The organism is Microcoleus sp. S36a_B3, from assembly GCF_036700745.1.
Lineage (GTDB): Bacteria > Cyanobacteriota > Cyanobacteriia > Cyanobacteriales > Microcoleaceae > Microcoleus.
The window spans coordinates 84044-102440 of the sequence record NZ_JAUBPN010000015.1; the positions used below are offsets into that span (position 1 = coordinate 84044).

Sequence of the window (18397 nt, forward strand, 5' to 3'; positions counted from 1 at the left end):
TTTAATTTTTTTGAGTTGGTAATTTGAAATTGGACAAAGGTGTGGGGAAGTTGGAAAATGGGGCATGAGCAAAGATCGAAGGATTTAGACGAACAAATGGCGGGCCTGGAGCGCGTTCTCCAAACTCTGCGAGAAGAGGAGAATGTGGAAGTGTTGCTGGAAACCACTCTGGGTTACTTGCAAGCGGAATTTGATTGGCGGTTGATTTGGATCGGGTTGTACGATCGACAAGCTCACCGATTGTTCGGGAAAGGCGGCATGACTCCTAACGGCGACTTGTCTTTTCTAAAACAGCGGTTTGCCCTGAATCCGGGGGATTTGCTCGAACAAGTGGTGATTCAACTGCGCCCGGTGGGAGTCCCGGATTTGCGATCGGAAAATAGAGCGGGAGAATGGCGCAAGGCAGCTCAAACTTTCAACGTTCAAGGCACGACTCTGTTTCCGTTGCGCTACAAAGACCGCTGCTACGGCGTGATTTTACTGGGGACAGACCAGTGGGGAGCGTCGCCAAAGTCGGAGGAAAAAACGCAGTTGGCGATCGTATTTGGAGCGCTGGCAACTGCTCTTTATCAAATAGAAAAAGATTGGCAGCGAGAACAAGTCAAACACCCAGATGAGTCTCTATTAGCGCTGATTTCGCAGTTGCGGGAATTGCGATCGCTCGATCAATACTTGCAAGCGGTAGTAGAACAGGCCCATGAATTTATCGAGCCGGCGCGGACTAATGTTTATTGGTTCGAGGCAGAGCGGCGCTATTTTTGGCGCAGAGTCAGCAACCGCCAAGTGTCTCCGGGTTTGGGCCCCCAGCGACCGGCTTCGGGCATCACGGTGCAAGACTTGGGCGAATTTTATCAGGCTTTGACTGCAGAACAAATGGTTTGGATCGGTGAATCTCACAGTTCTCTGAAAACTGAGCTGACTGGGCGGTTGATGCAGCAAATCCGCGCTCGCTCTCTGTTGGCTGCGCCGATTGTTTCCGAAGGCGAATTGTTGGGATTTCTGGCAGTGGAAGCGACGGAGGCGCGGATTTGGCAAGACAATGAAAAACATTACTTGCGGGGAGTGGCGGAGTTGGTGGCTTTGACTGCTCCTCTGTCGGAGATGGAGGAGAAGATTGAGCAAACACAGCTCGATCGAGATTTAACTGCCGGCATTGCTCGCGCCATTTACAGCGATGCTGACTGGGAGGCGACTTTGAAAAATACTGCCGAAAAGTTGTGCTCTCGGCTCAAATGCGAATATTTTTTGCTGTTGCTGTACGGTGAAGAACAAAATTGCTTTGAAATTGTCTCCCAAAATCTGCCCCGCAACCGCAGGCCAGTGCCTTCGCCGCTCAAAGCTCTCGATGCGGCTGACAGGCTGCTGCTGCAAGAGTGCGGGGAACCTCTGGGGATTGAAAATTGGGAGGAAGACGGGCGGTTGGGAGCTTGGCGGGAAGTGCTGGCGGAGTCGGGGGTACGATCGCTTTTGGCATCGAACACTAGGGGGAAAACGGCAAAGTCCGAAAACAGCCATCCCAAATCGCCCGTCGAAAATCAAAAATCGATCGAGGGTTTGCTGGTTGTTGGGCACAGCGCCACTCGTACTTGGAAGCGCGCGGAGCGAGAGTTAGTTGAAATAGTCAGCCAACAGCTAGGATTAATCTTGCACTCTTGGCAGCAAAGTTCCCAAATCGATAAATATCAGCAATTCTCGCGATCGCTCAAATCAGGGTTAGCGGTTTTGCAGCATTCTGGCGAGGTGCAATTCGGGCAACAGAAATCTGCTTCGCCTGTAATTTTCCCAGAGTTGCCGCTGCAAAAGCTCGATGGTAACTTTGCTCAACAAATTTCCCAGATAATTTCCTGTCCTTTAGTAGCCATCATTACTTGGCATCCGGGCCAGGAGTTGGGTTCAATCTCTGCAGCGGTAGCGGCCAATCCCGTATTTGCCCTCAATCCCGATGCCGAGATTCCCGTGCAAACGGATGCTTTGATCCAGCAAACCCTGGCGCGAGGAGGCTTGCTGCAACTGAACTTGAGCCAAGTCCCGCTGGCGACGAAGCGGTGGCTCCGCAGTCCTGGAATTGGCGAAATTATGGCGGTGGCACTGCAGACAGCCCCAGAACACGCTCCGACGGGTATTGTGGTGGTTGCCGACGCTCAGGGCCGCCAGTGGTCTGAGTTGTCGGTGAATTTACTGAGTTCGATGGTGTCTCAGTTGGCTTGGTGGCACAGGTATTTGGCGGTGCAATCTGCCACTGAGTCGCAGCGATTGGATCTGGAAATGCTCAACTGGTACAAGCTGCGACGTTTTGAGGATTTTTACCGCACTGTGGGAGCGGGGATGAAGGAGTTGGGGGAGTTGAGCCAGTCGATTTTGCAGTCGGCGAAGGAACAAAAGGATGCTCTGAAAACTTTGCGCTACCAACAGGTTTTGCGACAAATGGGCAATGCTTTGGGGTCAACTCATTTGATGTTGAAACACGAACAGTGGCGGCTGCAATTTGCACAAGATGCGGTGTCTGTGAGCGCTTGGTTGAGGCGATCGCTCGATCGCGCGGCCGCCGGTATCAAACAGTCGCAAGTCTTGCTGGAAGTCAACACGGAGGCTGCTGTGTCGGTGTCTGCGGGCAAGACTTTGAGCGTTCGCGCTGACAGCATCAAGCTGGATTTGATCCTGTGCGAATTGCTGGCGTTGGCTTGCAGGCGCTCTGGAGTTGGTGACAAGATTGAGATTCGTTCTGTACTGTTGGGGGAAGATTTGTTAGAGGTGTCTGTGCTCGATAGCGGTCGAAAGTGCGATCGACAGTTAATTGCTGCTTTCAACGGCGGTTCCCACCACGATATACTGGCCGTTTCGTCACATAGGTCGATCGTCCAAAATCTTTTAATTTGTCAGCGAGTGGTACGCTTAATGGGGGGAGAATTTTCCTTAGAAAGGTTAGAAAATAATGCAATTGTCGCCCGCTTAGTCCTGCCCCTAGCCACTTCTTAAAATTCTGTTGACTTCCTAGGGCGCGCCTTGTGTCTACTGTTGAATAAACGAACAATTGCATGAATCACTGAATTGATACAGCAACCGCAGATGTCAGGTAGATGCAACACCGATAAACGCAGATAATGTCCTGTGAAGTGATATCAATTCCGGTTGCAATCCTCATGATGTTGACTGTTAACAGTCAACAGTCAACAGTCAACGCCTGAATTTACTATTCCGATGCTAACGGATTTGATATAACACTTGCCGCCGCCTCAGAATTCGGAAAAAACTTGGCAGTAATCCAAGCAGTTACAATATGGGAAAGCAATCCCATCGGCCCTGCAAACAAACACAAAGCCAAAGAATGAACCGTCCAAACTCCTGTCCGCTGTCCTTCCAAATAAATCCATCGCCCGACAAACAAATCCATCACTAAAAAATGAATCCATCCCGTAGCCGCCGCCGTTTCTTCTCCCAAAAATTTAGCAATATCTGCTAGTTTTGGATTGGACAAAGCCGCCGCATTTTCCGCCGTCAGACTGCTACCAAATAAATATATGTACAAGAGGGCGAGCACCACAAACGGAATAAAGGAATTCATTACTTTTCTGGTAATTCCCCAGTTTGGTAATAAAATCATAATTGCCCAAAAAGGTAAAACAAACAGATTACCCGCATTGAAAATTAGTTCTGGTGTCATAGTTTGGTATTTGCTCCTGCAAAATGCGATAGAATCAAGACTGTTAAGATTACTTTACACAATTTTTGCTAAAAATTATCAAAATATGCCAAAAATTTAATTCACAAATTAAAAAGAGTTGCTATACTGATCCCAAATCTAAGACTTGTGTCATGTGCGATCGATTAATCGCACTACGAACCTTAGAAAACTATATTTGGAAGGTGCTGATGCGTTTAGGAATGACATCTAAAATCCGAAATATAGCGGTTCTCAAGCGTGGTGAGATATGCCCTATGCCCTATGCGCCATGCCCTATCCCCTATGCCGGATAGTACCTCATCTTTCTAAGAAAGGCTATATCAAATTCCATGACAACAACTTACAGTAATTTTCCTGATTGGTGCAAACATAAAGAAAATCTCTCTCCCGGTGCGAAACATACCGTAGATATACTGTTGCAAATATCAGATACTGCCGAATGCGATCGAGCCGATGAACTGCTTTCTAGTATAACAGAACTCAACCTCAAACAACTTCAAATTACCGATATCAGTCCCCTTTCATCTTTCACTCAACTTACGAGTTTGATACTCGACAGCAATCAAATATCTGACATCACTCCCCTGCAATTTTTAACTAAACTGAAAACTCTGGTAATGGATGTCAATCATATATCAGATATCAGCCCGCTTTCATCTCTTACTAATCTGACTAGACTCGTTCTAGATACCAATCAAATATCAGACATTACTCCCCTAGCTGCTTTAACTAATCTTACGGAACTTGTCTTGTTTGACAATCAAATATCCGACATCAGTTCCTTGAAAAATTTAATCAAGTTAAAATCGCTAATTTTCTACACAAATAAAATTCACAATCTCGCTCCTTTAGCAAATTTAACTGAGCTCAAAGTTCTCTATCTTTACCAAAATAAAATATCAGACATCAGCCCGCTGGCTTCTTTGAAAAATCTACACACGCTATTTTTGTTCGAGAATAAAGTATCTGATTTAACTCCGCTAAAAGCTTTAACTAATTTAAAAAAATTAGTTTTATTCCAAAATCAAATATCTGATATTAGTCCTTTGGCAGATTTAACTGCTTTAGTTGAACTAAACCTAGGTAACAATCAAATATCAGACATCAGTCCGCTGAAATCGTTAACTAATTTGACTCAACTTTATCTGTTCAACAATCGGATTTCGGAGGCTGGGGCGCTACAAGCTTTGAATAATTTATTTTTGCTCGATTTGTACAATAATCAAATTTCTGAAATCGGTTGGCTGCAATATTTGCAAAGGTTGACGGCGCTTGACTTGCGCGGAAATCCGATTGTGAATAAGATTTGTCCTGTCAATCCTGAATCTATATGTCGGTTTTAATTGTTAAGGACGTGGCGAAATCTGGGCTCTTGTGATAGGATGTCGAACGTTGGTATCAGGAGAAAGTTATGAGTTCGCACGATGCTTTGATGTTAGTAGTGCTGCTGTTGCCAGGTTTGGCTTTGTCGATCGCAATTATGGGCAGTTTTGCCGCTGGTGGATAAAGTGTTCGATCCTGCAGATTTTAGTCCTCTGATAATTTTAAAGAGGACTAAAGTCTTCACTACAAACCTGTTGCTGCTAGTTTACAAAAATTGTGCAGTCACATCGGAATTTACCAGGGTGTTGGCGCACAAAATACCCGATGCTGCGACGGCGGGAACGCCAATTCCCGGCATGGTGCTGTCTCCCACCCGATACAAGCCTTTGACTGGGGTTTGCGGCCCGGAAAATGTGCCTTTTCCGGCGGCGATTGCAGGCCCGTAGGTTCCTTGATATCGGCGCAAATATCGGGCGTGGGTTAGCGGTGTGCCGATCGACTCTAAGACTATTCGCGATCGCAAATCCGGTATAATTTTTTCTAAAGCTTTGAACAGAGATTGCGATCGCCCTTGTTTCTTTTCCTGATAACCGCCGCCGTATTCCCAACCTGCGTAAGGTTCCAATGTATAAGCGTGAATGGCATGATGTCCGGGCGGCGCTAGAGTTTTATCCCACACTGTCGGAATCGAAATCATGCAGGTATTTCCGGGTACTGTAATGTCAATTGTACTGTCGTGAACGACGACGTGGTGGCCGGTCAATCCTTCGAGTTTGTCTGCTTTAATGCCTAAATGCAGGTGCATGAAACTGTTTATTGCTGGCACCGACAAAGCCGTTTTTCGGTAGTTGGCCGGCAAATCTTCAGGCCGCAGTAACTTTGTATAAGTATCCCAAACGGTGGCATTTGAAATGACAATTGGGGCGCGGATAATTTCGCCGTTTTGCAAGCGAATGCCCGTGGTTTTGCCGGATTCAACTAATATTTGCTCGACTGGTGTTCCCAATCGCAATTTTCCTCCCCACCGCTGCAAGCCTCGAACTAAGGCCTCGACGATCGCACCGCTGCCTCCTACAGGATATTCGATCGCCACTCGCGATCGTTCGCCAATCATAAAAGCAATTTCTGGCGCGACAGTTTCGTGGGCTTTCAAGCCCGACAGCAAAAAGCATTCCAAATCGATCAAACGCCGCACCCAAGGATCGCGCACGTCTCTATCCATTAATGTACCAGCCGAACTGGCGATCGCCCCCAATGACGGTAACAGCTTCAGCAAAGCAGGCGAGTACCGAGACAGCAACACAGGTATCAATTGCCAGTCCGATCTCAGCGCCAAAGCCGGAATTCCACGCAAAGCGTCATACACAACTAATAGATTTTGTTGAAATTGCTGCAATTCTATAGCGCCTTGCGGTGTGAATTTAGCTACAGCATCTAAGTAATTTCTCGCATTAGCATAAACTGGCAAACTTCCTTCAGGAAAATGGTAATGGCCCAGCGGATCGTAGGCAATTACTGCGATCGATTCCTCCAACACATTCAAGACTTGCGACAAAGGATTGAGCGACTGCGAATCGCTCAAACCGCAATAAAAAGAAGGCCCAGAATCAAAGTGAAATCCCCCGCGCCAAAAGCTGTGAGCCGCCCCGCCCGCTATGGTGTGGCTCTCGCAGACGAGTACCCGCTTCCCGTAGCGAGAAAGCATCGAGCCTGCGACTAAGCCGCCAATACCGCTACCAATTACGATCGCATCAAAGTCTTGCATTTATCAAATGTGGTATAATTGTATTATTTATTGCTGACCCGCCAGAAACAAGTACAAGCCCCGACTTATAGCCTATTTCAAAAAGGTGAGCAACAGGCTTAGATTTGAGATTTTAGATTGAGGGATCTATCGATACCTCATCGAGAGTGAGAACTGCTATAAGTAGTGAATTATCGCAAAATTTTAGACCCTTGCTGAAATCCGGTGATTCGCAAAGCTGCAAGTCAATCCAAAATCTCAAACTTGTTCGCTCGCAAAGTCGAAAAATCTAAAATGGAAAATCCACTGCATCTTGACCCGCCCAAAAACGGCAGCCCCCGCAGGACAGTCGTGGAACTCCTAAAATTTTAGACTCAAGTTGGGGCGCCGGTGAATCACTGGCGATGCAAGTAAATCTCAAATCTCAAATCTCAAATCGACTGACAGGGTATTTTTTGGAGAGGAAAACTATGCAAGCTTTATCTATTTTAGATGAAGTTGTTCGCGAATTAGAACAAGACATCAATCTCTCGCGCATAAAAAAAATTATATTTTTTGCTTGTAAAGAGTGTTGGGAAAACGATTCGACCAAACTCGCTAGCGCCGATGTAAAGAGTTTAATCCAAGAACTCTGCGCTAAATACAACAAGTTAGAAGATATTGAAGCAGTTTTAAGCAGTCTAGTTGCTAAGGTAAATAAAAAAACCGAGTACGCTTTAATGGCAGATCAAATCGTCTGCCAACTGAGCAGGCTTTACGAATACCAAGACTTCACAAAATTAGAAACAAACATATCTAATTTTGGCGGTTACGAAGCACCTGCATTTGACGAACACTTCAGTTCGGAACTGCCACCAGAGGAGTTGAACGAAAGAGACCCCGGAGATCTATTTGATGTCCGACAAAAAATTTTACAGCAAACAAATCCGCTGAGGGCGAAAATCCTTATTTTTTCTACTCTTTATCACCAGTTCACTTTTAGCGAGCGCGACTGGATGCTGCTAAAAAGCCAAGAACTTGACAATCTGCTGCGACAACTGTTTAAAGTCTGCAGCAGTCTGCCCGAACTCGAATCTCAGTTGTACAGAACTGCCGGCAGTCTCGACAACACAGACGAATCCGACCAAGTGGCTAGCGTGATTATCAAAGCGATGAATTATTGTTACGCAAAATTTCCACAGAAAGAACACGATCGAGCCGAAGATTCCGTTACCGAAGATTACGATCGAACCCATTTAAACAACAGCTTTTATCAAGAAAACGAGCCGGTTGACAGGGACAACGATTATTTTGAGTCTGGCGATATTACTCAAATCATTCAAGCTGCTCCCACTCACTATTATTATGACCCAGAGCAGACTTGCTTAGTGCCAGATGCGGCAGAACATACCAAGTTTAAACAACCCGAAACCAGCAGCAATAATTCTACGGCTAATTTCGGAAAGGACTTGGTAGAAACCTTACCAGTTTCAGAAACCCCGACAGTTATCGAAATTTACGAGCCGATCGTTCCAGTTACTATCAATATTAGCGATTCCATCAAGCGTAAGTTGGGATTGGAAGAAGAAATGACAGGATTGGTCAGTCAAAGCGCTAACTCAGCAACGGATCAAATAGAAAAGATATTCAGCGAGTTAGAAGCTGCTTTGAACGGCAAATTTTCTACGGAAAGTCCAGAGGAACGTTTGTATTTGAAATATAAAAATCTCAGAGATTATGTAGAACAAGTTCAGGGATTTACCGACAAATTAATTGAAATTCTGAAGGAAGTAGAGTCAAAAGAAAGCGGGTACTCTCCTTCTGAAACCTCCGAAAATATTGCCGAAAATAGTTCAGCAACAGAGCCGCCAAATTCCCCAGATAAACCAAATCAGTATCAGCTTGTGGAAATGGCACAACAAGGCAAGCCAAAGGCGATCGCCCTATTGATCAATCAATTGCTACAGCCTAAAGGAATTACCGCTATAGCCGGATTTAAAGATGGTTGGCTCCACGTTATTTTAGAGTCTGCCGAATCACCAAACCAAGAGACTACAGCTACATACATTCACAAAAAACTGTGTACTTTAAAATCAAAATATCTGACTCGCGTGAAAATTCACGGGCGACAGGTAGGCAACAAAACAGTCGCTTGGACTCAAGAATTTGTGAATTAAACTCATTACATTCCCTCGACAGAATGGAAGCATCTCAGTTTGGCAAAAAGCTTTTTTTTGTTGAGCCTGCGAGCGTCCCAGATCGGGATGCTCGCACTATAAAAGGCTAAACTGAGATGCTCCCGACAGAAGTTTGCGGCCACAAAAACTAAGTTTGCAAGACAAAGACTGAAATTCAAAAATTCAAGTAATAGCATATTTTACCCAGATTCAAAACAAATATGAATGCCAGCGAAATTTTAAGGCGATATACATCAGGAGAACTAGATTTTCAAGGTATGAACCTCAGAGGCGTATACCTCAGCGGCGCGGATTTAATTGGCGTAAATTTAAGCAGTGCTGACCTCTGGGGTGCAAACTTAACGATGTCATACCTGAGCAGAATTAACCTTCAGAGCGCAAATTTAACTAATGCCAAGTTGTGCGGTGCTAACTTAAATCAGGCCAACTTGAGCGGAGCAAATTTGTCCGATGCAGACTTCCACGGAGCGACTTTGCAAGGTGCAGACTTTCGCAAAGCCAACATCTCTTTAGCAATTTTTATCGATGCAAATTTGAGCGATGCAGATATGCGAGGAGTCAATTTGCAAGCTACAGACTTGCGAGGCGCTTGCTTGCGCGGTGCAAATTTGCGTAAGGAGCCGCGAATTTTTGAGGGTGCAAATTTGCGGAGTGCAAATTTGCAAGGTGCAGATTTGCGGGGCGTCAATTTGCTAGGTGCAGATTTGACTAAAGCTAATCTCAGTCAAGCGAATTTGACTGAAGCATCTCTACGGGAAGCAAATTTGACTCAGGCGAATTTGAGCGAAGCTATTTTAAATGGCACATTTTTGACTGAAGCAACTTTGGTAGAAACAAATTTTTCTTGGGCTGTTATGACAAATGCTAAGTTAGAAAGAGCTATTTTAATTGATGCTGAATTGGCTGGTGCTAATTTGCGCGGTGCATTTCTTCCTGATGTTAAATTGAGCAATGCTAATTTAGTTATGGCTGATTTGAGTCGAGCTAATTTGGTGAGGGCTGATTTAAGTCGAGCTAATTTTAATCAAGCAAATTTGACTGAAACCGATATGACTGATGCTTACCTGGCTAGAACAGATTTGCGGGAGGCAATTTTGCACCGCACAAATTTGATGAGAGCCGATTTGAGCACTGCTAATTTAGCGGGAGCTCAGTGGCGCGGTACAATTATGCCAAGTGGAGAATTGCACGGATAGTAATTGGGAATTGGTAAGGGGAATTGGTAATTTTTAGGGTGGCTCAGCGATTAGTTTATCAATGCTGTCAAACAGCTAGCTGACGCATACTGCAAGGTGCAATTTAAATCCACAGTAGCTGAGCGTGACAGTAGTTTTTACTCATGAGTCATGGGAAATTATAAAACAGTTTTTTTGTTCAACAGCCTAACCTTACTATTAGTTGGGTTGGTGACTGGATGCTTGAGTTTATTCGGTTCTTCGGTAAAAGGGTTATTTTTGCCGCCTTGCTCTACCACGTATCCGGGTGCTGGTTTCTTTTTCTTGGCGTTTCAAATGTTATTTTATTTATCAGTAATGGTATGCGTTTTTACCTTTGGATTGCTGAGAATTATTCAACCAAATCGCCCAGAAAATAGATTTATTTTATATTCGGCACTGTTTACAGGTTGCTTTCTGTTCAATGAAGTTTTTCGCACCCACGTTCATCTGGGGCGTGCGGGTTTTCCTAAAGTGACAATTGTCATATTTTATGCGGTGCTGGCAATTGTATACGGATTGGTTTTTAGGAGGCAAATTAAATTAACTCCCTATCCTTTACTGTTGAGCGGCGTTGGGTTGTTATTTGTTGCCTTTTGTGCAGAAGCGCTGCCTTTAAAAAACGAGATTGTTTCGAGCTTGTTGGAGGGAATTCCGAAGTTGTTGAGCGGGATTAATATTGCACTTTATTTTTGGTTTGTGTGTCAGGGTTCGATCGTGCGATCGCTCAATGGGGCTTTCGGGGCGGGCGGGACACTCCACAATTAAATTTACTGCTTGTGGAACAGGCCGAAAAGCCTGTTCCTACTCGATATTTTAGTCTGCGAAGAGGGAATAACAAAGCCGGATTTGGTATCCCAATCAAAACAGAAAATATCTCTGCGCCATTGGCAAAACAGTTGCCGGTTCGCAAGTCAACAATTCCCCATCCGCCCTCACTTCATAGGTTTCTGGATCGACTTCCATCTGCGGCAAATAATCGTTCAGTTTCATATCTCTTTTACTAATTTGTCGCGTCCCCGAAACTGCTACAGTTGGCTTTTGCAAACCGAGCTGTGCGGCAATATCTCGATCGCGCGCCGCCTGAGAAACAAACGTCAAACAAGTCGCCCCAATCGCCCCCCCAAAGCTGCCAAACATCGGCCGCATATGCACCGGCTGCGGCGTGGGAATGCTGGCGTTAGCATCTCCCATCTGCCCGTAGGCGATCGCCCCTCCCTTAATTACCAGTTCCGGTTTCACCCCAAAAAACGCCGGCCGCCACAAACACAAATCCGCCAATTTCCCCTCTTCCACCGAACCCACATACTGACTAATTCCGTGAGTAATCGCCGGATTAATTGTATATTTTGCAATGTACCGCTTCGCCCGAAAATTGTCATTTTCTCCCCTTGTGGAACGGGCATCTTGCCCGTCCAAATTCCCTGTGGAACGGGCATCTTGCCCGTTCAAAATCCCCCTTTGCACCTTCATTTTATGCGCCGTTTGCCAAGTCCGAATAATCACTTCCCCAACCCTTCCCATCGCCTGCGAGTCAGAAGAAATCATACTAAACGCACCTAAATCGTGCAAAATATCCTCAGCAGCAATCGTTTCCCTTCTAATTCTCGACTCAGCAAAAGCCACATCTTCAGGAATCCCCCGATCCAAATGGTGACAAACCATCAACATATCTAAATGTTCTTCCAAAGTATTGACAGTATAAGGGCGAGTCGGGTTAGTAGACGAAGGCAAAACATTAGCTTGGCCGCAGACTTTAATAATATCCGGTGCGTGTCCGCCGCCTGCACCTTCGGTGTGGTAAGTGTGGATTGCCCGATTTTTAAAAGCAGCAATTGTCGCTTCCACAAATCCAGCTTCATTGAGAGTATCGGTGTGAATTGCAACTTGCACGTCGTACTCGTCAGCTACACTCAAACAATTGTCGATCGTCGATGGCGTAGTTCCCCAATCTTCGTGGAGTTTCAAACCCATTGCACCGGCGAATATTTGTTCGACTAATCCTTGAGGTTGGCTGCTATTTCCTTTACCTAAAAATCCCAAATTCACCGGGAAAGCGTCGGCTGCTTGCAGCATTCTGTACATATGCCAAGGGCCGGGAGTGCAAGTGGTGGCGTTTGTACCCGTTGCGGGGCCAGTGCCGCCGCCGATCATTGTAGTGATTCCAGAGGCGATCGCCACTTCTATTTGTTGCGGGCAAATAAAGTGAATGTGAGAGTCAATTCCCCCAGCCGTGAGAATCATTCCTTCACCGGCAATCACTTCTGTACCAGGCCCGATAATAATATCTACTCTATCTTGAATGTAAGGATTTCCGGCTTTACCAATTTTGTAAATTTTGCCGTCTTGAAGCCCGATATCTGCTTTAACAATTCCCCACCAATCCAATATTAAAGCATTAGTAATTACCGTGTCAACAGCACCGTCAGCATTAGAAATAGGCGACTGTCCCATACCATCGCGAATAACTTTACCGCCACCAAATTTAACTTCATCCCCGTAGGTTGTGAAATCTTTTTCAACTTCTATGAATAATTCTGTATCGGCTAACCGGACGCGATCGCCCGTTGTCGGCCCAAAAGTTTCCGCGTAGGCGCGACGATCCATTCTGTAACTCATATTAATGCACTCCTTACTTGATTGAATTTTGCCACAAACTGGTTAACCTGTTCTTCTGTTTTAAAGAATCCTTCAGCAATTAAACCAAAGGAATCATTTGGTTATATTTTTTGATAGTTAGGTAACAAATTAGCCAACTCTTCTGCATCAATGTTTAAATAGTTTGAAACTCTCTCTATGTATACCTTAACTTTTAGACCATCCCTAGGCGTGCTTTCAGTTAACAAAAGATTTAAGATAAGTTTGCCATTTCGACATCTTTCTCTCAATGCCAGACCTTTTGTTGTTGTATTTATCCAAAATATATCTGGTACAACTTCGTCATAAAGTAGTCTATACACTTTTCCAACTTCATTGCTATCTGCCATTTCAGATAATTGTTCTAGGGTCAAGTTGGGATTTTTTTTGGATGTATTTACAGGTTTTATTTCAGCCTCAATCAACAATTTTCTTGCTAGTAACTCTCTACCGCTTGAGTCACGGAAATACTGGAATGTTGCGACATTGATTCTCACACCATAAGTTTCTGACAAGTATTTAATAATCCTTTCAGAATTACTATCTATCTGTGCAGCTACAACTATAATGTTGTGCTGATAATTCAAGATATCAGGGAATTCTGAGCTAAATTTATCACAAAAAGCATCTTCTAAGTTACTGCCATTTTTAGTCAGTAAATAAGCATTGGCAATTTCTGTAACTCTCTCCTTTGACAAATCCTTAACCCATGAGGCGTAATCCAAGGCTTGTGCTGTTACTTCTCTTGATGTTTTGTCCTTCTTTAACTCAACAATGACTAAATCTCCGTTCCTATCTATACATAAAAGGTCAAGTTGTCCACCATAATCAGTAATCACTTGCCGACCAATGACCAAGAGATCATCTGCTAGGATTGAAATATCATTCTCTAGCCAGGTTTCTAAACGCGATTCTAAGTCTAACTTAGATTCGGTAATTTCATTCAATTTATCCTGTGATATTTGCCACAATCTAATTTGATCTGACATATCGAATTATAATCCTACTAATTATTCTTTTTAAGCTCGGCAAACAAGTCTCATCCATCTAACTTACCGTTCACTTTCCCGTTAAAGCCGTAGACTTCACGACTGCCGACAAACGGTACTAATTGCACTTCTCTTTCATCTCCGGGTTCAAATCGGACTGCTGTACCTGCGGGGATATCCAGCCGCATTCCTTTTGCTTGTTCTCGATTAAATGCCAAGGCTTCGTTCGCTTCATAAAAGTGATAGTGGGAGCCGATTTGAATCGGTCTGTCTCCCGTATTTGCTACTAGCAAGTGCACTGTTTTACGCCCTGCATTTAATTCAATTTCGCCTGCTAAAACAATCATTTCTCCCGGAATCATATCTATCTCCTACGAGTTGTTGCGGTGGAATATTTAACGAATCGGATCGTGCACTGTCACTAATTTAGTGCCGTCGGGAAAAGTGGCCTCAACCTGCACTTCGTGTACCATTTCCGGTATCCCTTCCATGACATCTTCCCGCGTCAGGAGAGTTGTCCCGTAGCTCATTAAATCTGCGACGGTGAGGCCGTCTCTAGCTCCTTCTAAAATTGCGGCGGAAATGTAGGCTAGTGCTTCTGGATAGTTTAATTTTAAGCCTCTTTGTTTCCGGCGCTCTGCTACGAGGGCGGCGGTGAAAATCAGCAGTTTGTCTTTTTCTTGGGGGGTGAGTTGCATTTTTATTCTGGTAAGGGCGATCGCATTATTTGCTCCAGTTCGGCTATCAATTATACATCAAATTTGATATCGAAGTAGCTGTCAATGATACAATTTTTGAATTCAGAAAACCCTATTTTATCCAAACTCTGGGCAAACAGCAAGGGCGTTCTGAAAAAGATAAGCGCAACAAGTGCCAAATGCTGACAAACCAGTCTCTCGCTGCGGTGGTGGATGAACCGCGATATCTGCACAGCAAACCGTTAGGAATACGAGTCACGCCGGCGGTGGAATTACCCGGATAAATTGTTGCTTCAGAGGGCAAATTTCGCACTTTTTTTACTATTTCTGTAGTGACTGGTTCGCCGATCCAAGCGAGGGTGGCGACTACGGATTTTCCTGCTAAACCGTGAGGACTTTCGAGCATTTCTGAGCCACCTTTGAGCATTTGTCTGTCAATCCACAGAGGGCTGTTTTGTTGCCAGACTTCGGTGTGCGATCGCCATTCTCCCGACAAGAACTTTTCACCCCTAGCACTGCGTCCGAACCGGGTAATTTCCCAGAGTAAAATCCTCGCTGTCGGTGCTAATTCTACCCGCAGATTTTGCTGGTAAATTGCACCGTCGAAAACAATTGTTTCCTGCGGTAGCCATTCTAAATTAGCACCTTGTTCTAGTTTGATGTCGATATTTTGTTGTGATTTTAGTCCGCTGCTGCGATAGATTTTACTAGCAGCGGCGCTGGTAATCAAGGCTTTGGTGTTGGGTTGGAGATGAAAATTGCTGGAAAGGCGATCGCCCCCGACAACTCCCCCAGCCGTGTGCAAAATGACGCTGTGACAAACCTCTTTCCCTTCAGGATAAAACGGGCGCTGCACCTTGAGGGGCGCTTGCATTTGATTGTGGATGATTTGAGTTGAGCCGCTGCGGTTGGCGTAGACTAAATTGAGGCAGCCGTGCCATCCAGTTTGAATGTTATTTGTAGGTTGTTCAGTCGAGTTTTGAATCACAGATTTTTAGAATTATTGTTTAATTTGATACTTGTTTGTCGCTAACTTTATGTTTTTTACTTTTTCTCTAAATTTATTTATTAGCCAATATTACATAGTCATCCACTACATAACTTAAATCATAAGGTAACTTAAAGTGCTGGCGAAAAAGAGGACTAATAAATTGCTGGCAATGTAGATTTTTTCTAGCAAATTTTGCAAAACTAGGATGGAATTTCCTGCTGCCAGTAGAACTTAAATATTTATACCAAACTAAGTTTAATCCCAGCTCATCAAGAAAATTTTGTACTACACTTAGCTCTTGTTGGCAATCATCAACTCGACGAATATTGTACGATTTCAGCAACTTTTTTTCTTGAATAATTAGCAAAACGTAACCAAAATCATTCAGACTGCTTGTAAATATATCCTTGTAAATTTGAAGGGATTTTTCTCTTCTCTCCTCATCGTTAAAAAAACAGTGAGAAATCACTATAAAATCAAAGAATTTTTTGGGCAGTCTTTTAGATTGATTTTCCCCATCAAAGATACTAGAAGTATCAAAACGAAAGTAAGCATTCATCGCTTGGGGTTCCATGTACTGCCGCCAAAACTGGAGTCCGCGATATTGAAAAGCTTTTTGTTGTTCCAAAGAGTAGTAGGATATGTGCATTGGTGGCATTGAAAAAAAGTCGCTACTGCTTTGTAGCAACAAACCAAGTCCGTAAGCAACAGTACCCGGCCCCGCCGCAATATCGAGGATATTGAGTTTAGTTGGTAACAACCCTGCTTTGTAAACCAGGAACCAAGCTAGATATGTACAATAGACGTTATCTAGGAAATATCTCATTAAATAAATATGAGGACTTAGCTCAAAACTGTATTGAGGATCTTGTCCTTCTTTCAGTTTTTGTATGTCGTCAATAGCTTGTTTAAGTAAATAATCAACATTGCTTTTTTCGCGGTAAGACTTATTAAGCTCATTTTTGATAAAGCCAGCCAAATGTTGTTCAAAATTATTAAAAACTTTCTCATCAATGCCAGTGCATTGAATCATACTTGCATCGCATTCTATCAACTTGAAAGCTTTGGAAATATATTCAATAAGCTTTTTGTCCGGAAACAAGGTTGATTCATCAATCCGCGCCAGAGAATCGTCAAGTTGCCCGAAGCTTAGTTGCAGTTTTAATTCTGCTAAATGCCGATCGCCTTCTTTGATGCGGTCATTTTTTTTTTGCAATAACTTTTCAAGCTGTAGACGCTCTTTAAATAGCTTCTCCTGCCATGAGAGTTTTGCCCCGGAATTTTCTATTTGTTTTAACAGTTGTTTGGCAAGTCGATTATTTTGACTCTTAACGGCTTCGTTAAACTGATGGGAACGCCACCAATTTACTAGCGGATTACTCATAGCCAAATCCCTCTTTACCTTCCATAATCTCAACATCCGGGAGCATCGCAGTTAATTTATTTTTAAACTTGCGATAACTCTGTTGTTCGCTATTGTACCACCAATCGTACTTTTGTTTAAGAGCTAATGCTTCCTCGCGAGTTGACGCAATTAGCGATCGCCCGTTGCTGGCATGAAAATCCTGAATCACCACCCGATCTACAACTTCCAGCTTGTTAATAAAATTAGCTTCATCTTCCGGTAAGGTAGGGAGGAGTGGCGTCACAGTTATAGAAAATCTGACTTCGCAATTTTCTCGGTAAGGAAAGCTGTATCTCAGTTTTTCAATAGCTTTGAGTCTAGCAGGAATACTAGGCGATTTTGGTTCAAAATCTTTCCTGACTTTTTCGCTACCAGTGGGAATGCTCATGTTAACTCGCAACCGCTGAAATTGCTGTAAAATATCGACATCTCTAGTTATCATAGGACTGCGAGTTTGGATAACTAGCGTTGGTTGATAGGGAACCATCACTTCTAACAAGTGCCTAGTTAAGTGTTCTTTAGATTCAATCGGCTGATACGGATCTGTGACACTACTCATGTAAATTGTAGGTGATCGTCCGGGATTTTTTTTAGACCAACTTTGCAGTTCTTTATTTAAAATTTCCGCAGCATTTTTCTTAATAATTACCCAATTTCCCCAATCCTGCCGCATCTGTGAATTAGGGCTAAAAGCAGCAGCATAACAATAACTGCATCCGTACTGACAGCCGCGATAAGGATTTAGCGTAAAATCGTAAGCGCTGATAAATCCAGTCGCTTTGTTGAGCAATGACTGTGCATTTTGTGCATACACTTTGGCAGTTCCAAAATTTTCCCGGAGTAGGATACTTTTTTTGCCTGCGGAATATCCCTCATACTGAGACTTTACCATGATTAAAACCTGTTGTTACAGTATTAAAACGGAAAATGTTTAGGAATGAGTAAGGCTATGGCGCTTCATTTTACTACTTCACTTTACCGCACTCAACAAATGTCAGCAAAACAGTGGGGAATTACTCAACTTTACAATAAATTTTTTGAAGAGCCAACAAGTCAGCTCTTTAAACTCCATGCTAAGCTCGATCGCGAATGTAATGCAGCTTACGGATTTACTGACAGCGACGATATTTTAGCAAAACTGCTGGAATTGAACCTAGAACTGGCAGAAACCGAAAAACAAGGTCAGCCCATAGTTGAGCCCACAGCCCCTAATTAAGCGAAAATACTAATTGCCAGGTAAAATTTTTTATCGATTTCCTCTGCAATTCTTGCCCAGCATCAAGACAAAATTGAGATCCATCCCCAAATCCGACAGGGTGCGGAATTTGTGATTGCTTTGCTTGTGGCTGCCTAAAATACGATACACACAAATTCACGATTTTTTTCAGAAGTCGAGAATCGGCGTGTATCGCACTTTCAACCTAAATTTGATGGGGGTGGAGGGACTTGAACCCACACGACCGTTTCGGGTCAACGGATTTTAAGTCCGTAGCGTCTACCATTCCGCCACACCCCCCTTTAGTCAAATTGCTGTGGA

At 43.9% G+C, this 18397-nt stretch carries 15 protein-coding genes and 1 tRNA gene; 6 read left to right on the forward strand and 10 right to left on the reverse strand.

Features of this window, described 5'->3' with window-relative positions:
* Positions 1-57 precede the first annotated feature (57 nt).
* Positions 58-2976, forward strand: a complete 2919-nt coding sequence (locus QUA01_RS17415) for a sensor histidine kinase (protein ID WP_333091265.1) — start codon at positions 58-60, stop codon at positions 2974-2976.
* A 214-nt stretch (positions 2977-3190) separates the two neighbouring features.
* Here the strand turns inward: QUA01_RS17415 and QUA01_RS17420 are convergent, their stop codons facing one another.
* Positions 3191-3661, reverse strand: coding sequence for an ABA4-like family protein (locus QUA01_RS17420; protein WP_333091266.1), 471 nt, complete (start codon positions 3659-3661; stop codon positions 3191-3193).
* Between the two features lie 350 nt (positions 3662-4011).
* On the opposite strand from QUA01_RS17420, the gene QUA01_RS17425 reads away from it, so the two are divergent.
* Complete coding sequence (locus QUA01_RS17425; RefSeq protein ID WP_333091267.1) at positions 4012-5025, forward strand: leucine-rich repeat domain-containing protein; 1014 nt, start codon at positions 4012-4014, stop codon at positions 5023-5025.
* A 245-nt stretch (positions 5026-5270) separates the two neighbouring features.
* On the opposite strand, the gene QUA01_RS17430 is transcribed toward QUA01_RS17425, so the two are convergent.
* Complete coding sequence (locus tag QUA01_RS17430; protein WP_333091268.1) at positions 5271-6770, reverse strand: phytoene desaturase family protein; 1500 nt, start codon at positions 6768-6770, stop codon at positions 5271-5273.
* 449 nt (positions 6771-7219) lie between these two features.
* On the opposite strand from QUA01_RS17430, the gene QUA01_RS17435 reads away from it, so the two are divergent.
* The 3 genes from QUA01_RS17435 to QUA01_RS17445 all read left to right on the forward strand — a co-directional run bounded on the left by QUA01_RS17435 (position 7220) and on the right by QUA01_RS17445 (position 10908).
* Positions 7220-8905: a hypothetical protein gene (locus QUA01_RS17435; protein WP_333091269.1), complete on the forward strand. Its 1686-nt coding sequence runs from the start codon at positions 7220-7222 to the stop codon at positions 8903-8905.
* 221 nt (positions 8906-9126) lie between these two features.
* Complete coding sequence (locus tag QUA01_RS17440) at positions 9127-10122, forward strand: pentapeptide repeat-containing protein (protein WP_333091270.1); 996 nt, start codon at positions 9127-9129, stop codon at positions 10120-10122.
* A 150-nt stretch (positions 10123-10272) separates the two neighbouring features.
* Entirely contained in the window at positions 10273-10908 is a 636-nt protein-coding gene (locus tag QUA01_RS17445) for a hypothetical protein (RefSeq protein ID WP_333091273.1), read from the forward strand.
* Positions 10909-11001: 93 nt separating this feature from the next.
* Here QUA01_RS17445 and ureC read toward each other — a convergent pair whose 3' ends face one another.
* The 7 genes from ureC to QUA01_RS17480 form a co-directional block, all read right to left on the reverse strand.
* Entirely contained in the window at positions 11002-12759 is a 1758-nt protein-coding gene (gene ureC, locus QUA01_RS17450; protein WP_333091274.1) for an urease subunit alpha, read from the reverse strand.
* 101 nt (positions 12760-12860) lie between these two features.
* Positions 12861-13766: a DUF91 domain-containing protein gene (locus QUA01_RS17455; RefSeq protein ID WP_333091277.1), complete on the reverse strand. Its 906-nt coding sequence runs from the start codon at positions 13764-13766 to the stop codon at positions 12861-12863.
* A gap of 50 nt (positions 13767-13816) precedes the next feature.
* Complete coding sequence (locus tag QUA01_RS17460) at positions 13817-14128, reverse strand: urease subunit beta (protein WP_333091278.1); 312 nt, start codon at positions 14126-14128, stop codon at positions 13817-13819.
* Positions 14129-14161: 33 nt separating this feature from the next.
* The gene (gene ureA / locus QUA01_RS17465) at positions 14162-14464 is read right to left on the reverse strand and encodes an urease subunit gamma (RefSeq protein WP_015179363.1); all 303 of its coding nucleotides are present in this window, start codon (positions 14462-14464) and stop codon (positions 14162-14164) included.
* Between the two features lie 112 nt (positions 14465-14576).
* Positions 14577-15452 (reverse strand): urease accessory protein UreD, encoded by an 876-nt coding sequence (locus QUA01_RS17470; RefSeq protein ID WP_333091279.1) that lies wholly within the window; start codon positions 15450-15452, stop codon positions 14577-14579.
* 73 nt (positions 15453-15525) lie between these two features.
* Positions 15526-16839, reverse strand: a complete 1314-nt coding sequence (locus QUA01_RS17475) for a photosystem II assembly protein (RefSeq protein WP_333091281.1) — start codon at positions 16837-16839, stop codon at positions 15526-15528.
* Complete coding sequence (locus QUA01_RS17480) at positions 16832-17674, reverse strand: SPL family radical SAM protein (RefSeq protein ID WP_333133127.1); 843 nt, start codon at positions 17672-17674, stop codon at positions 16832-16834. Before QUA01_RS17480 ends, QUA01_RS17475 begins: the two co-directional genes overlap by 8 nt.
* A 123-nt stretch (positions 17675-17797) precedes the next feature.
* On the opposite strand from QUA01_RS17480, the gene QUA01_RS17485 reads away from it, so the two are divergent.
* Entirely contained in the window at positions 17798-18076 is a 279-nt protein-coding gene (locus QUA01_RS17485; protein WP_333091283.1) for a hypothetical protein, read from the forward strand.
* 215 nt (positions 18077-18291) lie between these two features.
* Here the strand turns inward: QUA01_RS17485 and QUA01_RS17490 are convergent.
* Positions 18292-18376: transfer RNA gene (locus tag QUA01_RS17490), tRNA-Leu, on the reverse strand.
* Positions 18377-18397 lie beyond the last annotated feature (21 nt).

Bases quoted from the DNA above. Each gene is read 5' to 3' on its own strand.
- QUA01_RS17415 (WP_333091265.1), top strand. From the start codon at position 58: ATGGGGCATGAGCAAAGATCGAAGGATTTAGACGAACAAATGGCGGGC.
- QUA01_RS17420 (WP_333091266.1), bottom strand. From the start codon at position 3,661: ATGACACCAGAACTAATTTTCAATGCGGGTAATCTGTTTGTTTTACCT.
- QUA01_RS17425 (WP_333091267.1), top strand. From the start codon at position 4,012: ATGACAACAACTTACAGTAATTTTCCTGATTGGTGCAAACATAAAGAA.
- QUA01_RS17430 (WP_333091268.1), bottom strand. From the start codon at position 6,770: ATGCAAGACTTTGATGCGATCGTAATTGGTAGCGGTATTGGCGGCTTA.
- QUA01_RS17435 (WP_333091269.1), top strand. From the start codon at position 7,220: ATGCAAGCTTTATCTATTTTAGATGAAGTTGTTCGCGAATTAGAACAA.
- QUA01_RS17440 (WP_333091270.1), top strand. From the start codon at position 9,127: ATGAATGCCAGCGAAATTTTAAGGCGATATACATCAGGAGAACTAGAT.
- QUA01_RS17445 (WP_333091273.1), top strand. From the start codon at position 10,273: ATGGGAAATTATAAAACAGTTTTTTTGTTCAACAGCCTAACCTTACTA.
- ureC (WP_333091274.1), bottom strand. From the start codon at position 12,759: ATGAGTTACAGAATGGATCGTCGCGCCTACGCGGAAACTTTTGGGCCG.
- QUA01_RS17455 (WP_333091277.1), bottom strand. From the start codon at position 13,766: ATGTCAGATCAAATTAGATTGTGGCAAATATCACAGGATAAATTGAAT.
- QUA01_RS17460 (WP_333091278.1), bottom strand. From the start codon at position 14,128: ATGATTCCGGGAGAAATGATTGTTTTAGCAGGCGAAATTGAATTAAAT.
- ureA (WP_015179363.1), bottom strand. From the start codon at position 14,464: ATGCAACTCACCCCCCAAGAAAAAGACAAACTGCTGATTTTCACCGCC.
- QUA01_RS17475 (WP_333091281.1), bottom strand. From the start codon at position 16,839: ATGAGTAATCCGCTAGTAAATTGGTGGCGTTCCCATCAGTTTAACGAA.
- QUA01_RS17485 (WP_333091283.1), top strand. From the start codon at position 17,798: ATGAGTAAGGCTATGGCGCTTCATTTTACTACTTCACTTTACCGCACT.